Here is a 22,782-nt window from a genome sequence, read left to right as displayed (position 1 = left end):
TTGATCCTGCATGCGCGGGGCGAGAACAGCCAGCCGCCGCAAGACACTCTTGCGCACGGTGAAAGAAACGCCGGGGTCGTCCCGAAAAAGTGAGGCGGAAGTGGAGGATCGCGGCGCGTCAGGCCGGTAGCGCGGCCAGGTCGCGGCGCAGGGCCTGCACGCAGAACTCAACAAAACTGCGCACCTTTGCCGAGCTTTTCCGGCCCTCGGGGTACACCACGTGCACCGGCAACGGGGGCAGTTCGAAGTCGCGCAGCACCACCTGCAAGGCGCCGCTGGCCAGATGCCGGGCCACCTGATACGACACCACTTGCGTCAGGCCCCAGCCTTCGCAAGCGGCCAACACCGCCGCCTGGAACGACGTGACCGTTAATTGCGAATCTACATTCAAGCGTCGAAGCTGGCCGTCTTGCTGGAAGCGCCATTGCGCGCCGCGCCCTTCCATGGCCGCGGTGATCGTGCAAAAACGCGGCAACGCGTCCAGGTCCTTGGGCGCGCCGTGTTGGCGCAGAAAATCCGGCGCGGCGCACACCACGCGGCGCACCTGCCCCACCGGCACCGCAGTCAGGCTTGAGTCCGGCAAGGCGCCGATGCGCACGGCGACATCGACGCCTTCGTCCAGCAGGCTCACGACGCGGTCCACCAGCAACGTGCGGACCGACACGTCGCGGTGCGCACGCAGATATCCCAGCACGACCGGCATCACATGCAGCTCGCCGAAGAAGGCGGGCGCGGTGATGCTGAGCGCGCCGCGCGGCGCCGCCATCACGCCTGCGGCGGCATCGTCGGCCTGTTCCACCTCGTCAAGAATGCGGCGGCAGTCGGCGGCGTAGCGCTCGCCGGCTTCGGTCAGGCGCAAACTGCGCGTGGTGCGAACCAGCAGCAGCGCGCCCAGACGGCGTTCCAGCGCCGCGACGCTGCGCGTCACGGTAGGTGCGGACATCCCGAGCCGCCGGGCGGCCGCGGCAAAGCCCTGCGCGTCGGCCACCGCCAGGAACACGGTCATTTCATGGAATCGATTCACGGCGGGTATCTCCAGCCAACGCGCGCGGGGCGCTGTCATGAATGCACTGCCGCACGATATCGCCCAACGCGGCGGCCACGGGGGCGGGCTGCGTCTGGGCCCAATACAGCGAAAGCGCGATCGACGGCAAGACCGGCAAGCCGTGCTCTCCCGGCGCCAGCGCGCGGACGGTGGGGGGCAAGCCCAACGGCGTGCGAACCGCCAGCCCCAAGCCAGCGCTAACGGCCGCCCACAAGCCCGCCAGGCTGGGGCTGGTGAAAGCGGCCAGCCAGGGCTGATCCGCGTGGTCCAGCGCGTGGGTCGCGCCATCCCGAAACAGGCACGGTGCCTCGAATGCCACAAGCGGCAGGCCGCCGTCGTCGTGGAACAGCGACGCGGCGGGCGACGCCGGCCCGATCCAGCACATCGGAAGCTCTAGCAGCCGCTGGCCATGCGGCATGCGCGCGTCGTGATCCCAGGCCAGCGCCAGGTCCAGTTGCCCCAGGGCGACGCGTTCCAGCAGATCGGCGTTACGCGCGACGCGCGCTTCGATCCTGACCTTGGGGTGCGCCCTGGCGAACTGGCCCAGCACCTGCGGCAACAGCATTTCGCCGAAGTCTTCCTGCAAGCCAAGACGAACCAGTCCTTGCAGTTCGGCGCCGCGCACGGCGCCCGAGGCCTGGTCGTTCAGCGCCAGCAGCCGGCGGGCGTAGCCCAGCATCGTTTCACCCGCCTCGGTCAGCGCCAGGCCGCGGCCTTCCTTGCGAAGCAGCGGCACGCCGGCCTGCTCTTCCAGCTTTTTCAATTGGGCGCTGACAGCGGACGTGGAGCGCCCCAGCCGGTCCGCGGCGCGGCCGAAACTGCCCAGGTCGACGCCCGCGACAAAACTGCGCAACACATCCAGGTCGAACGTGACCGGCCGCATAAATTGTCCTGATTTATTGAACTGTTTAAACAATATTTCCTGATTTTCAGAACGATAGCAGAAGCGCAGACTGACTGGGTCGATTTTTTTAACGCTCTCTTCGGTGCTTTCTTTGACGCTTGCCTATCCCCTTGCTTACCGCCCTTTTCGGCGCTTCCGGAGCCTTGCATGACCCCGTCTATCCCCTTCGCTTCAACGGCCAACGCGCAACGGCCCTTTCATCGCTGGAAGGTGCTGACGGTGGGCGTTGCCGCCAATGCCGCCTTTTCTGCCGCGGCGGCCGGCCTGCCGACCACGGCGGTATTCATGCGATCAGGCTACCGATTGGATAACGATCAATTGGGCTTGGCGCTGGGTCTGCTGGGGCTGGGCGTGGCGCTGTTCGAATTGCCTTGGGGCCTGCTGACCGACCGCTGGGGCGATCGGCCGGTGCTGCTGTCCGGCCTGGGCGCCACCGCGGCGGCGCTGGCCTGGATGAGCGGCTTTGCCTCGCCGACCGCCAGCGGGGTGCCCGATTTGTGGCTGCTGGCGCTGGGCCTGGTGCTGGTCGGCATCCTGGGCGGCAGCGTCAATGGCGCAAGCGGACGGGCGGTGATGGGCTGGTTCGACGAAGGCGAACGCGGGCTGGCCATGAGCATCCGGCAAACCGCCGTGCCGTTGGGCGGGGGCCTGGGCGCTTTGCTGCTGCCATGGCTGGCGGCGCACGCGGGCTTTGGCGCTGTGTTCGGCGCGCTGAGCGTAATGTGCGGCCTGGCCGCCGCGCTGACAGCGGTGTGGCTGCGCGAACCGGAGGGCGTCCCGGCGACGCCGGCCAGCGCGTCGATTAGGCCGGCCAGCGCGTCGGCTAGGCCGGCGCCGTCGCCCCGGATTGCCGGGAAGGCCGAACCCGACTCGTCCGCGGCGTCCGCCACGCTCGCTCCTCCCGCCACGCCCGCTCCGGCGCGGCAGCCCGCCTCCCCGTTGCGGGACGGCCGCGTCTGGCGGGCCGCGGCCGCCATCGGCATCATGTGCTGCCCGCAATTCGCGGTGCTGACGTTCGCCCCGGTATTCCTGCATGACTTCAGCCAGGCCGGCATCGGCACGTTGACCAGCGTGATGGTGGCCGTGCAGTTGGGCGCCATGGTGGCAAGAATCGCCAGCGGACGTTGGACGGACCGCCGTGCCGACCGGCGCGGGTTTTTGCGCCGCTGCGCCTGGCTGAGTTGCCTGCTGTTCGCGGCGTTGGGCGCAGTGGCGTGGGGAGTCGATGGCGCGCCAACCCGCCCAGGCGCGGTGCTGGCGGCCGCAAGCCTGCTGGCCGCGGCGGGCATCTGCGCATCCGCCTGGCACGGCGTGGCCTATACCGAGTTGGCAACATTGGCCGGCGCGCCCCGCGCGGGCACCGCGCTGGGCATGGCCAACAGTTGCGTCTACCTGGGCCTGTTCCTGACGCCGCTGGCCATCCCCCACGTGGTCGCCGCAAGCTCCTGGCCAGCCACCTGGGCGATCGCCGGGCTGTGCATGCTGGCGGCGTTACCGCTGCTGCCGAAGTCCATGCCGAAGTCCATGCCGCAGTCCGTGCCAGGCACGCTAGGGACGAGCGGCCGGCCTATGCCTGGAACTCCCGGCTCAGCCAGTCCAGGAACGCCTTGACGGGCGGATGGCGTTCGCGGCCCGGCGCGCACAGCGCGGTGTAGGCGGACCCGGCCACGCGCACATCCGGACGGTACGCCGCCAGCGTGCCGGCCCCGACGCTGTCCGACACCATGACGGAACTGGCCAGCACCAGGCCCTGCCCCGCGATGGCCGCCTGCAAGGCGTAATGCTCTTCGGTATAGGCATGCACCGCCGCCGGTTCGCGCCAAGACGGCAAGCGTGCCGCCTCGCACCAGGCCTGCCAACCTTGGTCATACAGTTGGGAATCGCGCCAGCGCACCGTCACCAGTGCTGGTGCGCGCTTGCCAGCTTGCGCAACGATCGAGGGTGCGCCGTACACACCGAACCATTCGGGCAATTGGCAGGCAGCATGCAGCGCCGGGTACGCGCGCGGGCTGTACCGGATCGCGACGTCAACGCTGGCATCCTGCAGCAAATCCACGGGATCCGCGCCAGCATTCAAGCGCAACTGGTATTGCGGATACGCATCGTAGAAGCGCCCCAGGCGGGGCACCAACCACAGCGCCGCGAAGGAATGCGTGGTGGAAACCGTCAGCGCGCCCGACGCTGGCGCCGGCCGCAAGGCATCCAGGGTCTGGGCGATATCCAGCAACGCGCCATGCACGCTGACGAACAAACGCGCGCCGGCATCGGTCAGCCGCACGCCGCGCGGCACGCGATCGAACAGCGCGAAGCCCGCCTGCCGTTCCAACGCCTTGATCTGGTGCGATACCGCGGTAGGCGTCACCGCAAGCTCGGCCGCGGCCGACTTGAAGCTGCGCAGTCTGGCCGCGGCCTCGAAGGCGCGCAGCGCCGTGACGGGAAGGGAAGCAAACATGGGGGTGTCGCCCTACGCATGAAATGAATTCATCTTAATCAAGGAATCTTCATTTGTCGCCGGGTTCGTGGCTGCCTAAAGTGGCTTAGCCATAGCTGCTTTGCCTCGTTGCTTCGCCATCATCCCCCATCATCCGTACCCCAAGGAAATGACATGAATTCAAATCACCACGACACCAAGCTGCTGATCCTGGTGGGCAGCCCCCGGCGCGACGGCAACAGCGCCGCGCTGGCGGCGGCCGCGCAACGCGGCGCCGATGCGGCGGGCACCTCCACCACCTTGCTGTTCCTGGACGACTATATCCAGGGCTTCCTGCCCGACCTGCGGCGCGGCTCACCGCCCGCGGACCGCTACGCCGAACTGTTCCTGGAACATTTTCTGCCCGCCGACGGCCTGCTGCTTTGCACGCCGGTCTATTGGTACGGGATGTCCGCGCAGGCCAAAGCGTTCTTCGACCGGTCGTTCACCCATTACGCCGGCTCAGGCGCGGAACCGGAACGGGTCAAGGCCGCGATGACCGGCAAGCGGCTGGGCCTGACGGTCGCGTCCGAAGAAACCTATCCCGGCGCGGCACTGGGCATCGTGCATCAGGTGCAGGAATACGCGCGCTACACCCATTCGGACTTTGTAGGTTATGTGCACGGCGCGGGCAACCGGCGCGGTGAAGTCGCGGCGGATCCCCGCCAGCCGCTGTTGGCGGCAGAGCGGTTGGGCGCCGCGTTTTTCACGCAGAAGTATTCCGACTACCGGATGGAGACGCCTCGCGCTCACAACGTGTGGGACGCGCCGGCTCTTTGCAGCACGCCGGGCGTGCTGCCGTAGACCTGCTTGAACACGCGGGTCAGGTGCGCCTGATCCGCGAACCCCACCGCCTGGGCCGCCTGCGCCAAGGGCAAGCCGTCGCGCAGCAGCGTCCGCGCCCGCGCCACCCGCCAATTGCGCAGCCAGGCTTGCGGCGGCAGGCCGTAGCGACGGGCGAACTGCTTGACGAGCGTCGTGCGGTGGCGTTCCTGCGCCTGCGCCAGCGCTTCCAGATCGGGAGCGCAGGACGGATCAGCGGCCATGCGCTCGCGCAGCAGCGCGCAAACGTCGGGCGCATCGGCCAGCGTCGGATCGCCGCTTTTGGCATGCCCGGCCAGCAACCCGAACAACGCGGCGGAAAGGCGTTCGCGCCGAGCCGGATCCGGCATCGGGTCCGGTGTCAGCGCGGCCAGCCACTGCGCGCAAAGGCCAGGAGCGGTAATGACAGGCCCCGGCAAGCGGGCGCCGTCGCCAAACAAGGCGCGCGCATGGTCGTCGAACCACTGGGTATCGATGTAGGCCATGCGGTAGGCCAACGGCGCGGCCGAGGTGCCGCCGGTATGGACTTGACCAGGCGCGATCACCACCAGGTCGCCCTCGCCGGCGGCATACGTTTGGCCATGCACGGTGAACGCGCAATTGCCGTGTTCGATCGCACCGATGGACCACGCATCGTGGAAGTGCGGCGCATAGCGATACGCGCGAAGATCCGCGATCAGCACGTCGCCGGGCAGGCCCGCGCCGCAATGCCAGATATGTCGAGAAACCGCCATGGTGTGTTCAAGCCCTTGCGGCTAGCTGAAATAGCGCCCGTCCGAACTCAGGGAGCGGGCCAGCAGCCACGCATTACGAGAATTTTCCCCCACCCGGCGGATGGCATACGGCCACCAGTCGCCGCCGAACGGAAGATAGACCCTGACGTTATAGCCCAAGCCGCGCAGGGCCAGCTGCCAATCCGGCCGAACGCCGTAGAGCATCTCGAATTCGAAGCCATCGGGCGGCCAGCCGCGCTCGCGCGCCATCGTCATGATCGCGCCGGCCAAGCGGTCGTCATGCGTGCCGAAGACAGGTAGAAAACCCGCGCTGCGCGCCTCATGCGACAACATGATGGACGCCGCGTCCAGATACGCCTGATCGATGCGCGCGCGACCGGCGTGGTCCAGCTCGCGTTCTGGAAACGCCCCCTTCACCAGACGCAACGAGGTCCGCTGCCGGATCGCCCAGTGCAGGTCTTCCGGCGTGCGCCGGCGCCGCGCCTGCAGGGTCAGGCCAGCAGGCAAGCCTGCTTCCAGCAAGCCCCGATGTAGCGCGCACGTGCGATCACGGATGCCGGAATCCTCCATGTCCAGCACGACCCAATCCTGCCCGCCGCCCGCCGCCCGCGACACCGCCGCGCCGATGCGCCGCGCGTTCGCTTCACCCCGCGCGTCGCTGTCCATGTAGCCGATCGCGGTGGGGTCCACGGACACGTGCACGTCCAGGCCCGCCTTGCCCAGCGCATCGCAGGCGGCAATGGATTGCGTGACGTTGTGTTCGATGGCCGCGGGATCCGCCACGTATTCGCCCAGATAGAAAAGCGAGGCCCGGATGCCGCGCACGTCGCGCAACCGCAAGGCGGTCCGGACCGCGGCATCCACATCCGCGCCGCCAACGAAGCGGCTGGCCAACGACGACCGGGCGGCCATCGCCCGCATCGCGCGGCCCATCATCGGGCTGCGCGCCAGGGCAATGGTGGTTCTCTGGAAAAGGCTCATGAGCGCTCCCGCTAAAGAGCCGCACTATGGCGCGGCGGGAAGCGCTTGTATTGAACGCCCGTGAATCGGCGGACGCGCCAGCGAGAACGCCCGCGTTCCGGCAGGCAAGCCAGGACGCCCGTCATCCAGCTGGCTAGCGTTTAACGGCCGCGGCCGTAAGCGGCCTGGCGGGCGCCCGGCGCACCAGCGGCCGTTGCACCGTCTGGGCCATCAACACGCCCGCCAGCGTGACCGCTCCGCCCCACAGGTGATAGGCATGCAGCTGCTCGCGCAGCATGACGAATGCCGCCAGCGCCGTGAACAGCGGCAGCAGGTTGATGAAAATGCTGCACCGGTTGGGTCCCAGGCGGTGCACCCCTTCGATCCACAGATAGGACAGCAGCACCGACGAAAAAATGCCGGCATAGAGAATCAGGGGAATGGTCTTGACGTCCAGCGCGGCCTGCGCCGCCGGCACGCGCAGGTACAGCGGCAGCATGTACAGCAGCGCGAAAATCGACTGCACGAAGGTGGACTGCCAGGCGGGAACCGGCACCTTCCAATAGCGCAGCAACACCCCGTACAACGCATACGACAAGGCAGCCAGCAGCATCAGCCCGTCGCCCGCGTGAATGCCGTGCTGGAACACGCTGAGCATGTCGCCCTGCCCCACCAGATACAGCAGCCCCAAAAACGACATCACCCCGCCCGCGGCCATGCCCAGCGTAAGGGGGTCGCGCAGGATGACGACGCTAAGCAGCATGCTCAGCAGCGGGATCAACGCCGTCAGGATGGCCATGTTGGTGGCGGTGGTGGTTTCCGCCGCACGGTAGGACAGCGCCTGGAACACCGCCGATGACAAGGCGCCGTAAAGCGCCAGCTTGGGCCAGTGCCGCAAGATGGTCTTGCGGTTGCGCCACGCCGGGCGCGCCGTGAAAAGCCCCATCAGAAACAGGGCCAGCACCAGCCGATAGAACGTGATCGCCGTGGGAGAGATGGCGCTGGCCGCCAATTTGGACACGATGACATTGCCCGCCCAGAACAAGATGGCGAACAAGGGGAACAGAAAGGACATGATGAATGCGCTCGCAGAAAGGGTTCGGATCCCGCCCGCCACCCAGGCCGTCAAGGCGCATGGCGGGGGGACGATCGCTATCCTATTGAGCGCGCGAAGGTCCGTCTGCCGATGAAAAGGCAGCAGCTATCGCAAAATGGACATACCTGTCCTTCCCGGCGCGCACATCACGGCCGGAAAGGCGCGGGGTCCAGCGGCAGTTCCAGGCCCGCCATCTGCGCGGTCAGCAAGGCCGCGCTACCGCAGGCCAGCGTGAACCCCAGCGCCCCCTGCCCGATGTTCAGCCACAGGTTGTCCGCCGCCTTGCTGCGGCCGATCAGCGGCTTGCCCGTCGGCGTGGCGGGACGCAAGCCGGCCCAAGGGATGGCCTGGCGCATGTCCAACGCCGGAAAGGCCTCATGCACCTGCCGCTTCAACAGTTCCACGCGCGCCGGTTCGATATCGGCATTGGCGCTGCCGATATCGACCATGGCCGCGATCCGGAGCACGCCGCCCACGCGGGCGTAGACGATGCGCCGTTCATAGTCGGTCACGCTGATGCGCGGCGCCACGGCGTCGTCGGCGGACAGCGGCACGCTCAGGCTGTAGCCCTTTAACGGATACAAGGGCACGTCCTGGCCCAGCGGCTTAAGCAAGGCGCGCGTGCCGACGCCGGTGGCCAGCACGACCGCGTCGGCGCCGATATCGCCATCGCGGGTGTTCACGGCGACGATGCGCCGGCCTTCGCGCTGCAGGCCGGACACCGGATTGGACATGGCGCATTCCACATTGCCCAATGCCTGCAGGCGGTCGAACAAAGCCTCGGTGAACTGGCGGCAGTCGCCCGCCTCTTCGCTGGGGGTGTAGATCGCGCCGGCCAGCTTGTCGCCCATGGCGGCCAGCGCCGGCTCCATGGCCAGCGTCTGCGCGGCGTCCAGCACTTGCTGGTCGGCGCCGTGCCCCGCCTGATACGCCACCAGCGCGCGCGCCTTGTCCAGCAAGGCCGCGCTGCGGTAAGCGATCAGCTTGCCATTTTTCAAATGGCCGAAGTCCAGGTCTTCCTGCGCCAGCAAGGTATGCATGACGTCGCGGCTCAGGTAGGACAGGCCCAGCAACTGGGCCGTCGACGTCCGCGCGACCGACGCGCGGCACGCCAGCGCGAACTGCAGGCACCAGCGCCATTGATGCGGGTCCAGCCTGGGCCGGAAACGCAGCGGCGAATCCTGGCGCAACAACCAGCCGGGCACGCTGGGCAACACGCCCGGGCCGGCCAACGGCGCCACATAGCTATAGCTGAGCTGGCCGCCATTGGCGTAGCTGGACACTTCCGCCGGGCGCGGCTGGCTGTCCACCAACACCACGTCGTGACCCTGGCGCGCCAGGAAATAAGCCGAGGTCACGCCAACAACGCCCGCACCGATTACGCAAACGCGCATGCCAACACCCTAAAAGAATTTACGCCCCCACGCCGCTATTCTGGAACGTGCAGCGCCCGCGCGGCAAATGCCAAAGCGGGCAGCATCCATAACAAAACGTCATGCCCCGCCTCAGGCGGCGCGGTGCAGCTTGATGATGGCCGCGGCGGTAGGGTCCCGCACCAGGTCGGCCAGCGTGTAGGCGTTCAGTGCGTCGTAGAAGGCGTTCAGGGTTTGCGCCAGCACGCCCGACAGGCGGCAGGAGCCGTCCAGGGCACAGGGCGGTTCGCGGCAATCGATCAAGGGCCCCTGCTGCTCAAGTTCGCGGATCAGGTCGCCTACGCGGTACTCGGAAGCCGGCCGGGCCAGACTCAAGCCGCCGCCCTTGCCGCGCGTGGTGTTGACCCATTCCCGCTGCGCCATGAAGTGCACCACCTTGACCAGGTGGTTGCGGGACACGTCGAAGCGTCCGGCGATCTCCGGGATGGTAACGGCGGCGGGCCGGTCGCGGCATTGCGTCAGATACATCAAGACGCGCAGGCCGAAGTCGGTGAATCGGGTCAGTTGCATAGGAGGAAGACGGATGCCTGGCGGCCCAGGCGGATCAGGCCGCCAGGATACACCCGTCAGGCCGGCGCGCCGCCGGTGCCGAAGGCTTCGGCATGGATGCGGTCGGAACCCACGCCCAACGCCAGCAGCGCTTCGCGCTGGGCCAGCATGAAGGGCGCGGGCCCGCACAGGTAATAGTCCGCGCCGGGCACGATGACTTCATCGCGGATGGCATGCAAGTCCAGGCGGCCGGCATGGTCATAGTCGCGCCCCGGCTCGTCGTCGTGGCCGATTTCTTCATAGAACACAGCCTTGCGCACGTTGCCGCGCTCGGCGGCGATGCGGTTGACGTGGTCTTTCATGGCATGCACCGACCGGTTGCGGCAACCGTGCACAAAGCGGATCTGGCGCGCGTCGTCGTTGCGGACCAGGTGGTTCAGGATCGACACCATCGGGGTCAGCCCGACGCCGCCGCTCAGCAGCACGACGGGCGCATCGCTGTCTGCCTTCAGGTGGAAATCGCCTTGCGGCGGCGCCACGTCCAGCACGCCGCCCTCTTCCAGACGGTCGTGAAGGACGTTGGACACGCGGCCCGCCGGCGTCTGTGCCCCGGCCGGTTCGCGCTTGACCGAAATGCGCAGGCGGTCTTGTCCGGGGGCGTCCGACAAGCTGTATTGGCGGGGCTGCATCAGCCCCAGTTCTGGCACGTAAACGCGCACGGATATGTATTGGCCCGGCTGATACGCCGGCACCGCGCCGCCGTCGGACGGCGCCAGGTAGAACGACGTGATTTCAGCGCTTTCGGCCTGCTTGCCCACCACGCGGAACGCCCGCCAGCCCGTCCAGCCGCCCGGTTTCCCGGCGGATTCGGCGTACAGGCGCGCTTCTTCGCCGATCAAGATATCCGCCAATTGGCCATAGGCGGCGCCCCAGGCGTCAACCAGTTCGTCGGTGGCGGCCTCGCCCAGCACCTCGCGGATGGAAGCCAGCAGATGTTTGCCCACGATCGCGTAGTGTTCGGGCCGGATGCCCAGGCTGACGTGCTTGTGCACGATACGCGTCACGACCGGCATCAGCACGGACGGATCGTCGATGTGTTCCGCGTAAGCCAGGACCGCGCCCGCCAGCGCGTGCTGCTGCTGGCCGGCGGCCTGGTGGGCCTGGTTGAAGACGTGCTTCAACTCGGGATTGTGTTCGAACATGCGTGCATAAAAATGGCGCGTCAGCGCCACGCCGTGCGTCTTGAGGACAGGGGCCGTGGCTTTGACCAGCGCACGGATTTGGGGGCTCAACATCAGGGGCTCCTTGCGTTGCGAGCAGGCTCGCTTTTAAAGATATATTCATAATACATCTTTAAAAGCCCATGGCAAAACGCGCCGGGACGATCACCCCCCGGCTGACGTCCAATGCCCCATAAGCGTCACCGGCGGCAACGGACAGCCAGTTGTCGCGCGCCACTGCGGTGACATTGCGTTATCACTGGGCGCCAACCAGACCATCGATGCCACCCAGGCGCGCCCCACCCGCCAACTGCATGCCCGCCACGCGCCCGTCGGCGCGTTCAGGCGCCACCCTCCGGCCACGTCCGGCGCCAGCCCCACGGACGCCATGTCCGCCGGAAAGTCCAGGCCGGCCGCCTTGATGAAGGCTTCTTTCAAGGTCCAGAGCAGGTAAAAGCGCTCTTGTTGCGCCTCGCCGTCCAAGGCCGCCAACCCCGCAGCTTCGGCCGGGGAACACACCCACTCCGCCAAGCGGGGAATGTCGCGCGCGCGCATCGGTTCAAGGTCGGCCCCCAATTTCCAGCCAGCCGGCGCCTGCCCGCAGATGGCATGGCCCCCGCTGTGGCTCAACGACAGGACGGCACCAGGGGGCATCGCGGATCTGACGTCGTGCAGCAAGGCGCGGCTGACCTGCCAGTCGTCCCTTCTTGCCTGTCGGCTACCGTTTCCCGGCGCCCGGCGCGCATCCTCGTCGGACAAATTCTCTTGTTTATAGAGAACGGCGGCGCTTTTGTCCGCCCAGTACATGAATAGTTCCTGAATTTCCACAGCAATAGGTAACTAGTTATTCCAAATAAGTAGACGCTTACAGTGACGAATTAGCGATAAAGTAACCATCAAAAACAAAATCAATGCTCGGCGGCATAGTAGAATCGCGCGCTATGTTGACGTTCTCAATCGCGCAATGGCAGGGGTGGGCGCAAGGAATCGATACGCCCACCGACTGGTTGCAGTGGGCCGAACATCCTTACTGCCCCCTCGCGGACCAATGCGCGCCTCGCCTGGATTTCCTGCCTCCGATGCAGCGCCGCCGCCTCAGCTCGCTGGCGCGCGCGGTGTTCGCGTGCGCCTGGCCGCTGGCTGCAGGCCGCGCCGGCATGCCGCTGGTGTTCGCGTCGCGCCACGGGGAAACCACCCGCAATTTCGGGCTGCTGCAGTCGTTGGCGGCCGACGAGCCGCTATCGCCCACTGCCTTCGGCCTGTCCGTGCACAACGCCATCGCGGCGCAGTGGTCGATCATACGCCGCGAAACCACTGAATCCATCGCCCTGTCCGTGGAAGACGACGGGCTTGAGCATGCCTTCGTCGAAGGCGCGATGCTGTTCGGCGAAGGGCACGAAGACGTCTTGGTGGTACTGGCGGAAGAACGCCCCCCTGCCCCTTACGCCCCCTGGATCGACGACGTGCCGTATACCTATGCGGCGGCGTTTCACCTGCGCCCGGGAACGCAATGGACGCTGGCGCTGACCGCCAACCCCGATGGCGCGCCGCCCGACGCCCCGCAGGCCTGGCCCAATCCGCTGAACCTGCTGCGCCACCTGACCCTGCGAACGTCCGCCTGGACGCACCAGAATCACGCCCGACGCTGGACCTGGACACGCAACGCATGACAAGCACCACGCAACCCCGGCAGGACTTCTGGCTTTGGCGCCTGGTCGCCACCGGCATGGCCTTCACGATATTCGGGCTGGGCGGCGTGCTGCTGCGCGTGCTGGTCTTCCCGCCCCAGCGCCTGCTGCCCGGCGGCAAAGCAGACCGCCAGCGCCGCGCGCGGTCGGCGTTGAACGGTACGTTCCGGTTCTTCATCCGTTTCATGGTCCGCGTCGGCATCCTGACGGTAGAGTTCAAGGGCGCCGACCGCCTGGGCAAGCCGGGCCAGATGATCCTGGCGAACCACCCCTCGCTGCTCGATGTCGTGTTCCTGGTCGGCCACGTCAAGAACGCCAACTGCATCGTCAAGCACGGCTTGGCCACCAACCCGTTCACGCGCGGCCCCATCGCCAATGCCGGCTACATCACCAATGACGAGAGCTTCGACATGTTCGACCGCGCCGCCGACGTGCTGCGCAATGGCGAAACGCTGATCGTCTTTCCGGAGGGCACGCGCACGCCTCCCGATGCGTCGCCGCAATTCCATCGCGGCGCCTGCGCCATCGCCCTGCGCGGCGCGAAAGTCGTCACGCCCGTGGTCATCCAGATGGCCCCGCGCAGCCTCACCAAGGGCGAGCCCTGGTACCGGATTCCACCGCGCCGCATGCGCTATGTGATCCAGGTGGGCGAAGACATCGACCCGGCCGTGTGGAGCGACGCGCACCCCCTGCCGATCGCCGGGCGCAAAATGAATGCCTGGCTACATGCCTATTTCGAAGCCGAGTTGGCGCGCCTCGCGCCGGCCGGCGCTCTCATGAACGAACCCACCCAGCGCGGTGGTAGCGGAGTCTAAGCGGGATGAATGAATTGGAACTTGAGCTCAAGATGCTCGTCATCGAATCGCTGGGGCTGGAAGACATGGCGCCTGCCGACATCGCGTCCGACGAACCGCTCTTCGGCGACGGACTCGGGTTGGACTCGGTAGACGCACTGGAGCTGGGCCTCGCGGTGCAAAAGCGCTACGGCATCACCATCGACCCCGAAACGCGCAACATGCGCGATCATTTCACCAGCATCAATAGCCTGGCGGCCTTTGTCGCCGCGCAACGGCGCGCCTGACGCATACGGAGTCCACGATGCATACCCGCGAGGACATCTTCAACACGCTGCGCGATGCGCTGGTCGAACTCTTCGAGATCGAGCCGGAACGCGTCACGCCGCAAGCCAATCTGTATACGGACCTGGAAATCGACAGCATCGACGCCATCGACCTGATCGACCACGTCCGCCGCCAAACCGGCCGCAAGCTGGATGCCAACGATTTCCGCACGGTGCGCACCGTCGAAGACGTCGTCCAGGCGATGTGGCAAAAGCAGGCGCCCGACGCATGAGACGCGGCGTCGCGGCAGGCCTCGCCGCCGCCGGCGTCGCGTATCCCTTTGCCGTCTACGCGACGCTGGGGCACGTGAATCCGGCTTGGCTGGCGCTGCCGCTGGCCGCGCTGTGGCTGGCGCGCGGCCTGACCGCGCGCGCCGCGCAGCCCGGCGGACGGCTGCTGCCCGCCGTCGCCGTCGCCTTCTGCCTGGTGCTTGCCGTGTCCAACTCCGAAGCCTGGCTGCGCTGGTATCCGGTGCTGGTCAACGCCATGATGCTTACCGTTTTCGGCGCCAGCCTGCGGGTGGGCCGCCCCGTCGTTGAGCAATTGGCGCGCCTGCGCCATCCCGACCTGCCGCCCGAGGGCGTGCGCTATACCCGCAACGTGACCCGCGCGTGGTGCGTGTTCTTCGCGGCGAACGGCGCCATCGCGGCAGGCTTGGCCGCGTGGGCGCCCTGGAGCTGGTGGGTCGCATACAACGGGGCCGCCAGCTACGGCCTGATGGGCCTGCTGATCGCGGGCGAATGGCTGCTGCGCCCGGCAGCCGCCAAGGCGGCCTGAGCATGCGCTGGACGCCGCTGGAACGCCTGTTGCTGCCGTCGGCCGATGCCGACGGCGTGGCCGTCGCCGACGCCCCGCTGTTGACGCGCGCCGCCTTCGCGCGCGCCAGCCTGCTGGCCGCCGGTGCGCTGCAGGCGCGTTCGGCGCGCCGGATTGCCCTCTGGTTCGACGACGCCGCCGCGCAGGCGACCGCCCTGTTCGCCTGCTGGCGCGCAGGCGTGGTCGCCGTCCTTCCCGGCGATGCGCAAGCGCAGACTTGCGCCACGCTGGACACGGACGTGGACGCCTGGCTGACCGACACCGCCCTTCCCTTGCCCGCCGAAAGGCAGTGGCGTCTGTCCGGCCTGCAGGACGGCGACGCCATGGCGCCCGCCGAGCTGGATCCCTCCCTGACCCTGGTGCTGTGCACCTCGGGGTCAAGCGGCAGTCCCAAGCACCTTGTCAAACAGTGGCGGCAACTGGCGGCGGAAGTTTCAGCGTTGCAGCAGCAATGGCCCAGCCCGGACGTGCCGGTATTGGGCAGCGTGTCGGCGCAGCACATGTACGGCCTGCCGTTCCGCGTGCTGTGGCCGCTGTGCGCGGGCCGGCAGATCGACCGCCGCCAACGGCTCTACCCCGAAGAGCTGCAACAGGCCAGCCTGCGCTACCCGTCCTTCACCTGGATCGCAAGCCCGGCCCTGCTGCGCCGCCTTGGGCAACGGCTGGACTGGGCCCAACTACGCGGCCGGCTCGTCCGCATCCATACCTCGGGCGGCGCCCTGCCCATTGAGGTATCCGACGCCATCGAGCGCGACCTGGGCCTGCGCCCCACCGAAATCTACGGTAGTTCGGAAACCGGCGCCGTGGCGTGGCGCACGGGTTCGGCCGATTGGCAGCCGTTGCCCGGCACGGCCGTCAGCCTCAACGTCGAAGGCGCCTTGCGCGTGCAGTCGCCGTGGGTGAATCCGGCCGACGAGCAAACGTCCGACGGCGCGTACCTCACGCCAGGCGGCTTCCAATTGCTGGGCCGGCTGGACCGCATCGTCAAGATCGAAGAAAAGCGCATCTCGCTGCCCATGCTGGAGCAGTCGCTAATGCGCCATGCCTATGTGGACGACGCCCGGTTGGGCCGGCCTTCCGGCGCCGCGCGGCTGACAGGGCTGGTCGCCTTGTCAGCCGCCGGTTTGCACGCGTTGCGCAACCAGGGCCGCAAAGCGGTCGTGGACGCGTTGCGCGCGCACCTGGGCGCCGGCTTTGAATCGCTGGCCATTCCCCGCAGCTGGCGCTTCTTCCGGCACCTGCCCGCCAATGCCCAGGGAAAACTGCCGCAGGCCGACTTCGACGCGGCGGCCGGCTCGCGCCCCGTCGATCCTATCGCGGTGGAACGGCCCGACCCGCCCCCTGGCGAGCGTCGCTATACGCTCGACATCCCCTACGACCTGGCGCATTTCAGCGGACATTTCCCGTCGGTGCCGGTCGTGCCGGGCGTTGCCCAGATCGGCTGGGCGGTATCGCTGGCGCAACGCGACCTGATCCCGGGGTTGCGCGTGGGCGGCATGGAAGCCCTGAAGTTCCAGAAGCTGCTGCGCCCGGGTGACTCCGCCGTGATGGCCCTGCGCTGGGACGAAACGAAGCAGAAGCTGTATTTCACGTGCACCGTCGACGACGCGCCTTGCTCGTCGGGCCGCATTCTGCAGGTGGACGGCCATGCCGGCACATAAGCTCTGCGCGGTCATCCCGGTCTACAACCACGGCGCCACGGTCGCGGCCGTGCATGCGCAATTGGCCGCGCAAGATCTGCCTTGCGTCCTGGTCGACGATGGCTCGGACGCAAACTGCGCGGCCGCGCTGGACGCGCTGGCCCGGCTGCCCCGCACGCATCTGGTCCGCCGCGCCGTGAACGGCGGCAAGGGCGCCGCCGTGCAAGACGGCCTGCGCGCCGCCGCCGCGCTGGGATACACCCATGCGTTGCAGGTGGACGCCGACGGCCAGCATGCGCTGCCCGACGCGGCCGCCTTCGCCGACGCATCGCGGGCCCGGCCGCAAGCCGTGGTCTGCGGCGCGCCCGTCTACGGCGACGACGTACCGCGCAGCCGCCTTTATGGCCGCTGGCTCACACGGGTCTGGGTCTGGATCAACACGCTGTCGCTCGACATCCCCGACGCCATGTGCGGCTTCCGCGTCTACCCGCTGGCGCATGTGCTGCCGGTGATCGACGGGGCGCGCGTGGGCCACCGCATGGACTTCGACATCGCCATCCTGGTGCGGCTGCATTGGCGCGGCGTTCCCATGACCTGGCTGCCCACGCGCGTGGTTTATCCCGAAGGCGGCATTTCGCACTTCAAGGGCCTGCGCGACAACCTGCTGATCAGCCGGATGCACGCGCGGCTGTTCTTCGGCATGCTGGTCCGTTCGCCCGCCCTGCTGTGGCGGCGGTTGGCGCGAGGGCCGCGGCCGTGAGCGCCGCCGATCCCCATTGGGCCGCTCAGGCCGAGCGCGGCAGCCCTCTACTGATGCGCCTGACGGCGTGGGCGGCCCGCCGGCTGGGCCGCCGCGTGGTCGCCCCCGTGGTCTGGCTGGTGGTGCTGTACTTCTACGCCTTCGGCGGCCGCGCCCGTCGCGCCATCGCGCAATATCAGCAACGGCTGTCCCAGGCCGGCGGGCTGCCCGCGCCGTTGCCGCGCGCGGCGCCCGTCTACCGCCAGTACCTGGCGTTCGCCCACGCCATGCTGGACAAGCTGGACGTATGGCAGGGCAAGATCACCCTGTCCGACCTGGACATCGCCGACCCCGACGGCCTGCATGGGCAAATGGGCACGGGACGCGGCCAGATCCTGGTGGGCTCGCACCTGGGCAACATCGAAGTCTGCCGCGCGCTGGCGGAACGGTCCGGCGCGCTGCGGCTGAACGTCCTGGTCCACAGCAAGCACGCCGTCCACTTCAACCGCCTTCTGTCCGAAGCCGGCGGCGGGCCGCGCATGATCCAGGTCAGCGAACTGGACACCCCCGCCATGCTGGACCTGGCGCAACGGCTGGATCGCGGCGAATGGCTCGCCATCGCTGGCGACCGGGTACCGCTGCAAGGCGACCGCACCACGCCCGTGCAGTTCCTGGGCGCTGGCGCCTTGCTGCCGCAAGGGCCCTGGCTGCTGGCCGGCCTACTGCGCTGCCCGGTCAACCTGCTGTTCTGCACCCGCCACGGCGCGCGCTACCGCGTCGCGATGGAACGCCTGTCCGACGGCATCGAATGGACGCGCGCCACGCGCCAGGCGCGCATCGCCCATTGGGCGCAACGCTACGCCGACCGCCTTGCCGCGCATTGCCGCGAGGCGCCGCTGCAATGGTTCAACTTCTACCCCTTCTGGAAAGACGATGCGTAAACGAGGCCTTATTGGCGCCGAAGTGGAAGTCCGCGTCCCCTTCTTCGACGTGGACTCGCTCAACGTCGTGTGGCATGGCCACTACGTGAAGTATTTGGAACAGGCGCGCTGCGAGCTGCTGGACCTGTTGGGCCACAACTACGACGCCATGCGCGCCAGCGGTTACGCCTGGCCGGTCATCGATATGCATCTTCGCTACGCGCAGCCCGCCCAATTTGGCCAGCGCCTGACGGTGCGCGCCGAACTGGTGGAATGGGAAAACCGCTTGAAGATCAACTACCTGATCCTGGATGCGGCGACCGGCACCCGCCTGACCCGCGCAACCTCGGAACAGGTCGCGGTCTGCATTGAAACCCGTGAAATGCAACTGGCGTCGCCGGCCGTGTTCGTGGATGCGGTGCAACGCAAGCTGCAATCCCTGGAGGTCCGGGCATGACACCCATGGCTTTCCTGAAGACGGCGACGCGCCTGTTCCTGTTGCTGGCGCTGACCGCCCTGCCCTGGACCGCCCGGGCATTCGACCTGAACGACCTGCAGGCCCAGTTGCGCGCCACGCCGGTCGTCCGCGGACATTTCGTGCAGCAGAAATTCCTGCGTTCGCTGCCCCAGCCGCTGACCAGCCGCGGCGACTTCACGCTGGCAGCCGGCAAAGGGCTGTTGTGGCTGCTGCGCACGCCTATTGCCCAGGACCTGCGCATCAACGCCAACGGCATTTCGCGGCGCGACGAATCCGGCGCCTGGCAGGCGCTGCCGCAACAGACGGGATCGGGCCGCGAAAACCGCCTGTTCCTGTCGGTGCTGGCGGGCGACACCCGCGGGTTGCAAGAGAATTTCGACCTGGCGCTGACGGGTAAGGCCGACGCCTGGCAATTGCTGCTGACGCCGCGTTCGGCCTTGCTGCGCCAGATATTCGACAACATCCAGATCAACGGCGGCAAACTGGTTGACCGCATCGAACTGCGTGAAACGCAAGGCGACCGCAGCGTCCTCCAGATGACGGACGCGGCCGCCGCCGACAGCTTGACCCCCGAGGAGCAACGTGCGTTTTCCGACTGAGCGCTGGCTGCCTCGGCTGTTCAAACTGGGCCTGCTGCTGGTGCTGTGCGCCGGCGCCTGGCAGTGCCGCAACGGGTGGCCGGTATCCGCCAACCTGATGGAGCTGGTGCCGCGGGCTACGGCCGACGCCACGCGCCAGCTGGCCGAAGCCCGCATCCAGGAACCGCTATCCCGCCAAATCGTGGCGCTGGTCACGGCGCCGCCCGACGCGGATCCCGTGGCGCCCGCGCGCCTGCTGGCCGAACGCTGGACCCGCAGCGGGCTGTTCTCGTCCGTGCAGATCGAACTGAACGTGGACGTTGCCGCGCTGCGCGCGCAGTTGCTTGCCGGCCGCCTGGCCATGCTGCCGGCGGCCGACCGCGAGCAATTGACGTCCGATCCCACCGCCTACGCCCAGCGGCGCGCCCGCGAACTGTCGGACCCGTTCTCGTCGTCCGGCCTGGTGCCCGCCGATCAGGATTGGCTGGGCCTGACACGCCGCGCCGAACAAGCGCTGCGCCCGGGCGGCGCGGTGCAGTACGACATGGGCACTGGCACGCTGCAAGCCGAACACGACGGCAAGCGTTGGGTGCTGGTGCGAGCCGATACGCGTGCCGACGCCTTCGACAGCGACGCCCCCCAAGGCATTTCCGCGCAGATCGATCAGGACCGCCAGGCGCTGCACGCCAGCGGCGCGCAACTGCTGGTGGCCGGCGGGCCGCTGTACGCAGCCGCTGGGCGCGCACAGGCCGTGGCGGAAAGTACCTGGATTGGCGCAAGCGCCATGGTCGGCATCGTGCTTGTGCTGCTGCTGGCCTTGCGCCGCGCGCGCGCGCTGCTGGCCTTTGTGCCAGTCGCGGTGGGCCTGTTGACCGGTGCGGTGGCCTGCGTCGCGGTGTTCGGTTCGATCCATGTGCTGACGCTGGTGATCGGCGCCAGCCTGATCGGCGTGGCGGTCGACTTTCCCATGCACTGGCTCGGCAAAAGCTACGGCATGGCCGACTGGCAGGCCTGGCCGGCGCTACGGCGCGTGCTGCCGGGCCTGACGATCAGCCTGGCCGCCAGCCTGGTGGGTTACATCGCGCTGGCCTTCACCCCCTTCCCCGCGTTGACGCAGACGGCCGTCTTCTCCGCAGCCGGCCTGTTGGGCGCCTATGCCTGCACGGTGTGCCAGTTGCCCGCCTGGATGGACGGCTGGCGGCCGCAGCCCTGGCCCCCGTTGCTGCGCGCAGCCGATGCGGCGTTGCGCCTGCGCGCGCGCCTGGCCAATCGGCGCGCCCTGCTTGGCGCAGGCGCGCTGGTGCTGGCGGCGGCAACCATCGGCGGCATCAGCCGGCTGGCCGTCCAGGACGACCTGCGCCAGTGGCTCAGCCTGCCCGCCCCCCTGCTGCAACAAGCCCGACAAATCGGCGACATCACCGGCTTTACACCGACCAGCCAGTTTTTCCTGGTCCGCGCCGACAGCGCCGACGCGCTGCTGCGCCGTCAATCGCAGCTTGCGCAACAGCTGGACGCCCTGGTCAAGCGCGGCGACCTGGCCGCCTACAGCGCCCTGAGCCAACTGGTTTCACCGGCCGCCGACCAACTCGCGCTGGGCCAGCGGCTGGCCGCCCTGGCGTCGCAGCCCGACACCTGGAAGCCCCTGACGGATATCGGCATTCCTTTCGACGCGCTGCGCCACGAACTGCAGGCGATGGCCTCGCTGCCCGCGGTCACGATCGACGGCGCGTTGCAAGGCCCATTGGCCGAACGCTGGCGCGCGCAATGGCTGGGCGTGCGCGACGGCGAGGCGGCGGGGATGGTCACGCTGCTGGGCCTGCGCAACGCGGCCGCGCTGAATGGCATTGCGCACAATATGCCCGGCGTCGTGCTGGTCGACCGCAGCGGCGAGCTGAACCGCATGTTCGCCTCGACCCGCATCGAGGCCGCCGAACTCAAGCTGCTGTCTTACGCGGTAGCCGCGGTACTGTTGCTGCTGACCCTGGGGCGCGCCGCTGCCTGGCGCATCCTGGCGGTGCCGTTGGCCGCAACCGCCTGCTCGCTGGCCGCCCTGGGCTACCTGGGTCAGCCTTTGACCTTGTTCAGTCTGTTCGGGCTGCTGCTGGTGTCCGCCATCGGCGTGGACTACGCCATCTTCATGTATGAGCGCGTCGCGGGCGCCGCCGCCAGCCTGGTGGGCATCTTGCTGGGCGCCGTCACCACGCTGCTGTCATTCGGGTTGTTGGCCATCAGCCAGACGCCAGCCATCGCCAACTTCGGCCTGGCGGTCGCCCTTGGCGTCGCTTTTTCCTTGTTATGGGCCCCCTGGATCCGCCCGCCTGGCACAGCCTGAACCCCCTTCCTTCCCCATTCTTCGTACCGACATGGAATCACCCCGCATGGAACATCGTGAAGTCGTCGTCATCGGAGCCGGCCCCGCCGGCGCCGTCGCCGCTGCCCTGCTAAAACGGCAAGGGCGCGATGTGTTGATGCTGGAGCGCCAGCAGTTCCCGCGCTTTTCCATCGGCGAAAGCCTGTTGGCGCATTGCCTGGAATTCGTGGAAGAAGCCGGCATGATGCCCGCCGTCGCGGCGGCGGGTTTCCAGGTGAAGAACGGCGCCGCCTTCGCCCGCGGCGACCAATACACCTACTTCGACTTTCGCGACAAGTTCACCGCCGGTCCGGGCACCACATTCCAGGTGCAGCGCGCGCAGTTCGACAAGGTGCTGGCCGACGATGCCGCCCGCCAGGGCGTGGACGTGCGCTACCAGCAGGAAGTCACCGCCGCCGATTTCAGCGGCGACGCTCCGCTTCTGGACGTGCGCGGCGCCGACGGCGGCGTCTATCAGGTCAAGAGCCGCTTCGTGCTGGACGCCAGCGGCTACGGCCGCGTGCTGGCGCGCCTGCTGGATCTTGAACGGCCCTCGTCGATGCCGCCGCGCAAAGCCATCTTCACCCACATCGAAGACCGCATCGACGACCCCGGCTTTGACCGCGAGAAAATCCTGATCAGCGTGCATCCCGAGCAATCGGGTATCTGGTACTGGCTGATCCCGTTCTCGAACGGCCGCTGCTCGTTCGGCGTCGTCGGCGGGCAAGACCTGTTCGGCGCACCGGACCAGGACCTGATGACGACCTTACGCGCCATGGCCGACGCCGCGCCCAACCTGAAGCGCATCCTGGCGAACGCGGTCTGGGATACGCCCGCCAATACCATCGGCGGCTATTCGGCCAGCGTCACGCGCCTGCACGGCCCGGGCTACGCGCTGCTGGGCAACGCCGCCGAGTTCCTGGATCCGGTGTTCTCGTCCGGCGTCACCATCGCCCTGCGTTCGTCCAAGCTGGCCGCCGACGCCCTGCACCGCCAACTGGGCGGAGAACCGGTCGACTGGCAACGCGATTTCGCCGATCCGCTGATGGTGGGGGTCGAGACGTTCCGCGCCTACGTGCAAGGCTGGTATAGCGGCGAATTCCAGGATGTGGTCTTCTATAAAAACGCGCAACCCGACATCCGCCGCATGATCAGTTCGATCCTTGCCGGCTACGCCTGGGACGCCGACAATCCTTTTGTCGCCAGCCCGCAACGCCGTCTGCGCATGCTGAGTGAACTTTGCCGCGGCGCCAATGCGCAGGCGGCACCCGCCTGATAC

At 67.9% G+C, this 22,782-nt stretch carries 24 protein-coding genes; 14 read left to right on the top strand and 10 right to left on the bottom strand.

Annotated elements, in window-relative coordinates; translation table 11 throughout:
- Window positions 1-118: 118 nt before the first annotated feature.
- Together ACI0FO_RS20170 and ACI0FO_RS20165 are read right to left on the bottom strand one after the other, a co-directional pair.
- Window positions 119-1,024 carry a LysR family transcriptional regulator gene (locus tag ACI0FO_RS20170; protein ID WP_416029512.1) on the bottom strand — a complete coding sequence of 302 codons (906 nt, stop codon included), beginning with the start codon at window positions 1,022-1,024 and terminating at the stop codon, window positions 119-121.
- On the bottom strand, window positions 1,008-1,928 hold the full coding sequence (locus ACI0FO_RS20165) for a LysR substrate-binding domain-containing protein (protein WP_416029510.1): 921 nt from the start codon (window positions 1,926-1,928) through the stop codon (window positions 1,008-1,010). The genes ACI0FO_RS20170 and ACI0FO_RS20165 overlap by 17 nt, the downstream gene beginning before the upstream one ends.
- Before the next feature lie 168 nt (window positions 1,929-2,096).
- Between ACI0FO_RS20165 and ACI0FO_RS20160 the strand changes: the two genes are divergently transcribed.
- Window positions 2,097-3,560 (top strand): MFS transporter, encoded by a 1,464-nt coding sequence (locus ACI0FO_RS20160; protein ID WP_416029509.1) that lies wholly within the window; start codon window positions 2,097-2,099, stop codon window positions 3,558-3,560.
- Here the strand turns inward: ACI0FO_RS20160 and ACI0FO_RS20155 are convergent.
- Complete coding sequence (locus ACI0FO_RS20155) at window positions 3,517-4,401, bottom strand: LysR substrate-binding domain-containing protein (protein ID WP_416029507.1); 885 nt, start codon at window positions 4,399-4,401, stop codon at window positions 3,517-3,519. The genes ACI0FO_RS20160 and ACI0FO_RS20155 overlap by 44 nt on opposite strands.
- A 153-nt stretch (window positions 4,402-4,554) precedes the next feature.
- Here ACI0FO_RS20155 and ACI0FO_RS20150 point away from each other — a divergent pair, with 153 nt between their 5' ends.
- Entirely contained in the window at window positions 4,555-5,223 is a 669-nt protein-coding gene (locus ACI0FO_RS20150; protein ID WP_416029506.1) for a flavodoxin family protein, read from the top strand.
- On the opposite strand, the gene ACI0FO_RS20145 is transcribed toward ACI0FO_RS20150, so the two are convergent.
- The 7 genes from ACI0FO_RS20145 to ACI0FO_RS20115 all read right to left on the bottom strand — a co-directional run bounded on the left by ACI0FO_RS20145 (window position 5,169) and on the right by ACI0FO_RS20115 (window position 11,980).
- The gene (locus tag ACI0FO_RS20145; RefSeq protein ID WP_416029504.1) at window positions 5,169-5,975 is read right to left on the bottom strand and encodes a helix-turn-helix transcriptional regulator; all 807 of its coding nucleotides are present in this window, start codon (window positions 5,973-5,975) and stop codon (window positions 5,169-5,171) included. The two genes, ACI0FO_RS20150 and ACI0FO_RS20145, sit on opposite strands and share 55 nt — an antisense overlap.
- A 21-nt stretch (window positions 5,976-5,996) precedes the next feature.
- On the bottom strand, window positions 5,997-6,956 hold the full coding sequence (locus tag ACI0FO_RS20140) for a proline dehydrogenase family protein (protein WP_416029502.1): 960 nt from the start codon (window positions 6,954-6,956) through the stop codon (window positions 5,997-5,999).
- 133 nt (window positions 6,957-7,089) lie between these two features.
- Window positions 7,090-8,010 carry a DMT family transporter gene (locus ACI0FO_RS20135; RefSeq protein ID WP_416029500.1) on the bottom strand — a complete coding sequence of 307 codons (921 nt, stop codon included), beginning with the start codon at window positions 8,008-8,010 and terminating at the stop codon, window positions 7,090-7,092.
- A 167-nt stretch (window positions 8,011-8,177) separates the two neighbouring features.
- Complete coding sequence (locus ACI0FO_RS20130; RefSeq protein ID WP_416029498.1) at window positions 8,178-9,425, bottom strand: D-amino acid dehydrogenase; 1,248 nt, start codon at window positions 9,423-9,425, stop codon at window positions 8,178-8,180.
- A 111-nt stretch (window positions 9,426-9,536) separates the two neighbouring features.
- Window positions 9,537-9,974 (bottom strand): Rrf2 family transcriptional regulator, encoded by a 438-nt coding sequence (locus ACI0FO_RS20125; RefSeq protein WP_105558904.1) that lies wholly within the window; start codon window positions 9,972-9,974, stop codon window positions 9,537-9,539.
- A gap of 56 nt (window positions 9,975-10,030) precedes the next feature.
- The gene (gene hmpA / locus ACI0FO_RS20120; RefSeq protein WP_416029496.1) at window positions 10,031-11,248 is read right to left on the bottom strand and encodes an NO-inducible flavohemoprotein; all 1,218 of its coding nucleotides are present in this window, start codon (window positions 11,246-11,248) and stop codon (window positions 10,031-10,033) included.
- A 90-nt stretch (window positions 11,249-11,338) separates the two neighbouring features.
- The gene (locus ACI0FO_RS20115; RefSeq protein ID WP_416029494.1) at window positions 11,339-11,980 is read right to left on the bottom strand and encodes a 4'-phosphopantetheinyl transferase family protein; all 642 of its coding nucleotides are present in this window, start codon (window positions 11,978-11,980) and stop codon (window positions 11,339-11,341) included.
- Between the two features lie 134 nt (window positions 11,981-12,114).
- On the opposite strand from ACI0FO_RS20115, the gene ACI0FO_RS20110 reads away from it, so the two are divergent.
- Genes ACI0FO_RS20110 through ACI0FO_RS20055 form a run of 12 tightly spaced genes read left to right on the top strand, consistent with a single transcriptional unit; the run spans window position 12,115 to window position 22,779 of the window.
- The gene (locus ACI0FO_RS20110) at window positions 12,115-12,843 is read left to right on the top strand and encodes a beta-ketoacyl synthase chain length factor (protein ID WP_416029492.1); all 729 of its coding nucleotides are present in this window, start codon (window positions 12,115-12,117) and stop codon (window positions 12,841-12,843) included.
- Window positions 12,840-13,676, top strand: a complete 837-nt coding sequence (locus ACI0FO_RS20105; protein WP_416029490.1) for a lysophospholipid acyltransferase family protein — start codon at window positions 12,840-12,842, stop codon at window positions 13,674-13,676. Before ACI0FO_RS20110 ends, ACI0FO_RS20105 begins: the two co-directional genes overlap by 4 nt.
- 5 nt (window positions 13,677-13,681) lie before the next feature.
- Window positions 13,682-13,942 (top strand): phosphopantetheine-binding protein, encoded by a 261-nt coding sequence (locus ACI0FO_RS20100; protein ID WP_416029488.1) that lies wholly within the window; start codon window positions 13,682-13,684, stop codon window positions 13,940-13,942.
- Between the two features lie 17 nt (window positions 13,943-13,959).
- Entirely contained in the window at window positions 13,960-14,214 is a 255-nt protein-coding gene (locus ACI0FO_RS20095) for an acyl carrier protein (protein WP_039883125.1), read from the top strand.
- Window positions 14,211-14,759, top strand: coding sequence for a hypothetical protein (locus tag ACI0FO_RS20090; RefSeq protein WP_416029486.1), 549 nt, complete (start codon window positions 14,211-14,213; stop codon window positions 14,757-14,759). Before ACI0FO_RS20095 ends, ACI0FO_RS20090 begins: the two co-directional genes overlap by 4 nt.
- Entirely contained in the window at window positions 14,723-16,459 is a 1,737-nt protein-coding gene (locus tag ACI0FO_RS20085) for an AMP-binding protein (protein WP_416029484.1), read from the top strand. The genes ACI0FO_RS20090 and ACI0FO_RS20085 overlap by 37 nt, the downstream gene beginning before the upstream one ends.
- Entirely contained in the window at window positions 16,446-17,198 is a 753-nt protein-coding gene (locus ACI0FO_RS20080; RefSeq protein ID WP_416029483.1) for a glycosyltransferase family 2 protein, read from the top strand. The genes ACI0FO_RS20085 and ACI0FO_RS20080 overlap by 14 nt, the downstream gene beginning before the upstream one ends.
- Window positions 17,195-18,118, top strand: coding sequence for a glycosyl transferase (locus ACI0FO_RS20075; RefSeq protein ID WP_416029481.1), 924 nt, complete (start codon window positions 17,195-17,197; stop codon window positions 18,116-18,118). The genes ACI0FO_RS20080 and ACI0FO_RS20075 overlap by 4 nt, the downstream gene beginning before the upstream one ends.
- On the top strand, window positions 18,111-18,554 hold the full coding sequence (locus ACI0FO_RS20070; protein WP_416029479.1) for an acyl-CoA thioesterase: 444 nt from the start codon (window positions 18,111-18,113) through the stop codon (window positions 18,552-18,554). The genes ACI0FO_RS20075 and ACI0FO_RS20070 overlap by 8 nt, the downstream gene beginning before the upstream one ends.
- Window positions 18,551-19,174 (top strand): outer membrane lipoprotein carrier protein LolA, encoded by a 624-nt coding sequence (locus ACI0FO_RS20065; RefSeq protein WP_416029477.1) that lies wholly within the window; start codon window positions 18,551-18,553, stop codon window positions 19,172-19,174. The genes ACI0FO_RS20070 and ACI0FO_RS20065 overlap by 4 nt, the downstream gene beginning before the upstream one ends.
- Complete coding sequence (locus tag ACI0FO_RS20060) at window positions 19,158-21,485, top strand: MMPL family transporter (RefSeq protein ID WP_416029475.1); 2,328 nt, start codon at window positions 19,158-19,160, stop codon at window positions 21,483-21,485. The genes ACI0FO_RS20065 and ACI0FO_RS20060 overlap by 17 nt, the downstream gene beginning before the upstream one ends.
- Before the next feature lie 46 nt (window positions 21,486-21,531).
- Window positions 21,532-22,779: an NAD(P)/FAD-dependent oxidoreductase gene (locus tag ACI0FO_RS20055; RefSeq protein ID WP_416029473.1), complete on the top strand. Its 1,248-nt coding sequence runs from the start codon at window positions 21,532-21,534 to the stop codon at window positions 22,777-22,779.
- Window positions 22,780-22,782: the final 3 nt, after the last annotated feature.

Origin of the sequence: Achromobacter marplatensis, assembly GCF_049060505.1 — a bacterium.
Classification (GTDB): Bacteria; Pseudomonadota; Gammaproteobacteria; order Burkholderiales; family Burkholderiaceae_B; genus Achromobacter; species Achromobacter marplatensis_A.
Note: the sequence above shows the minus strand (reverse complement) of the source record. Positions and strands in the feature narration are given on the sequence as shown.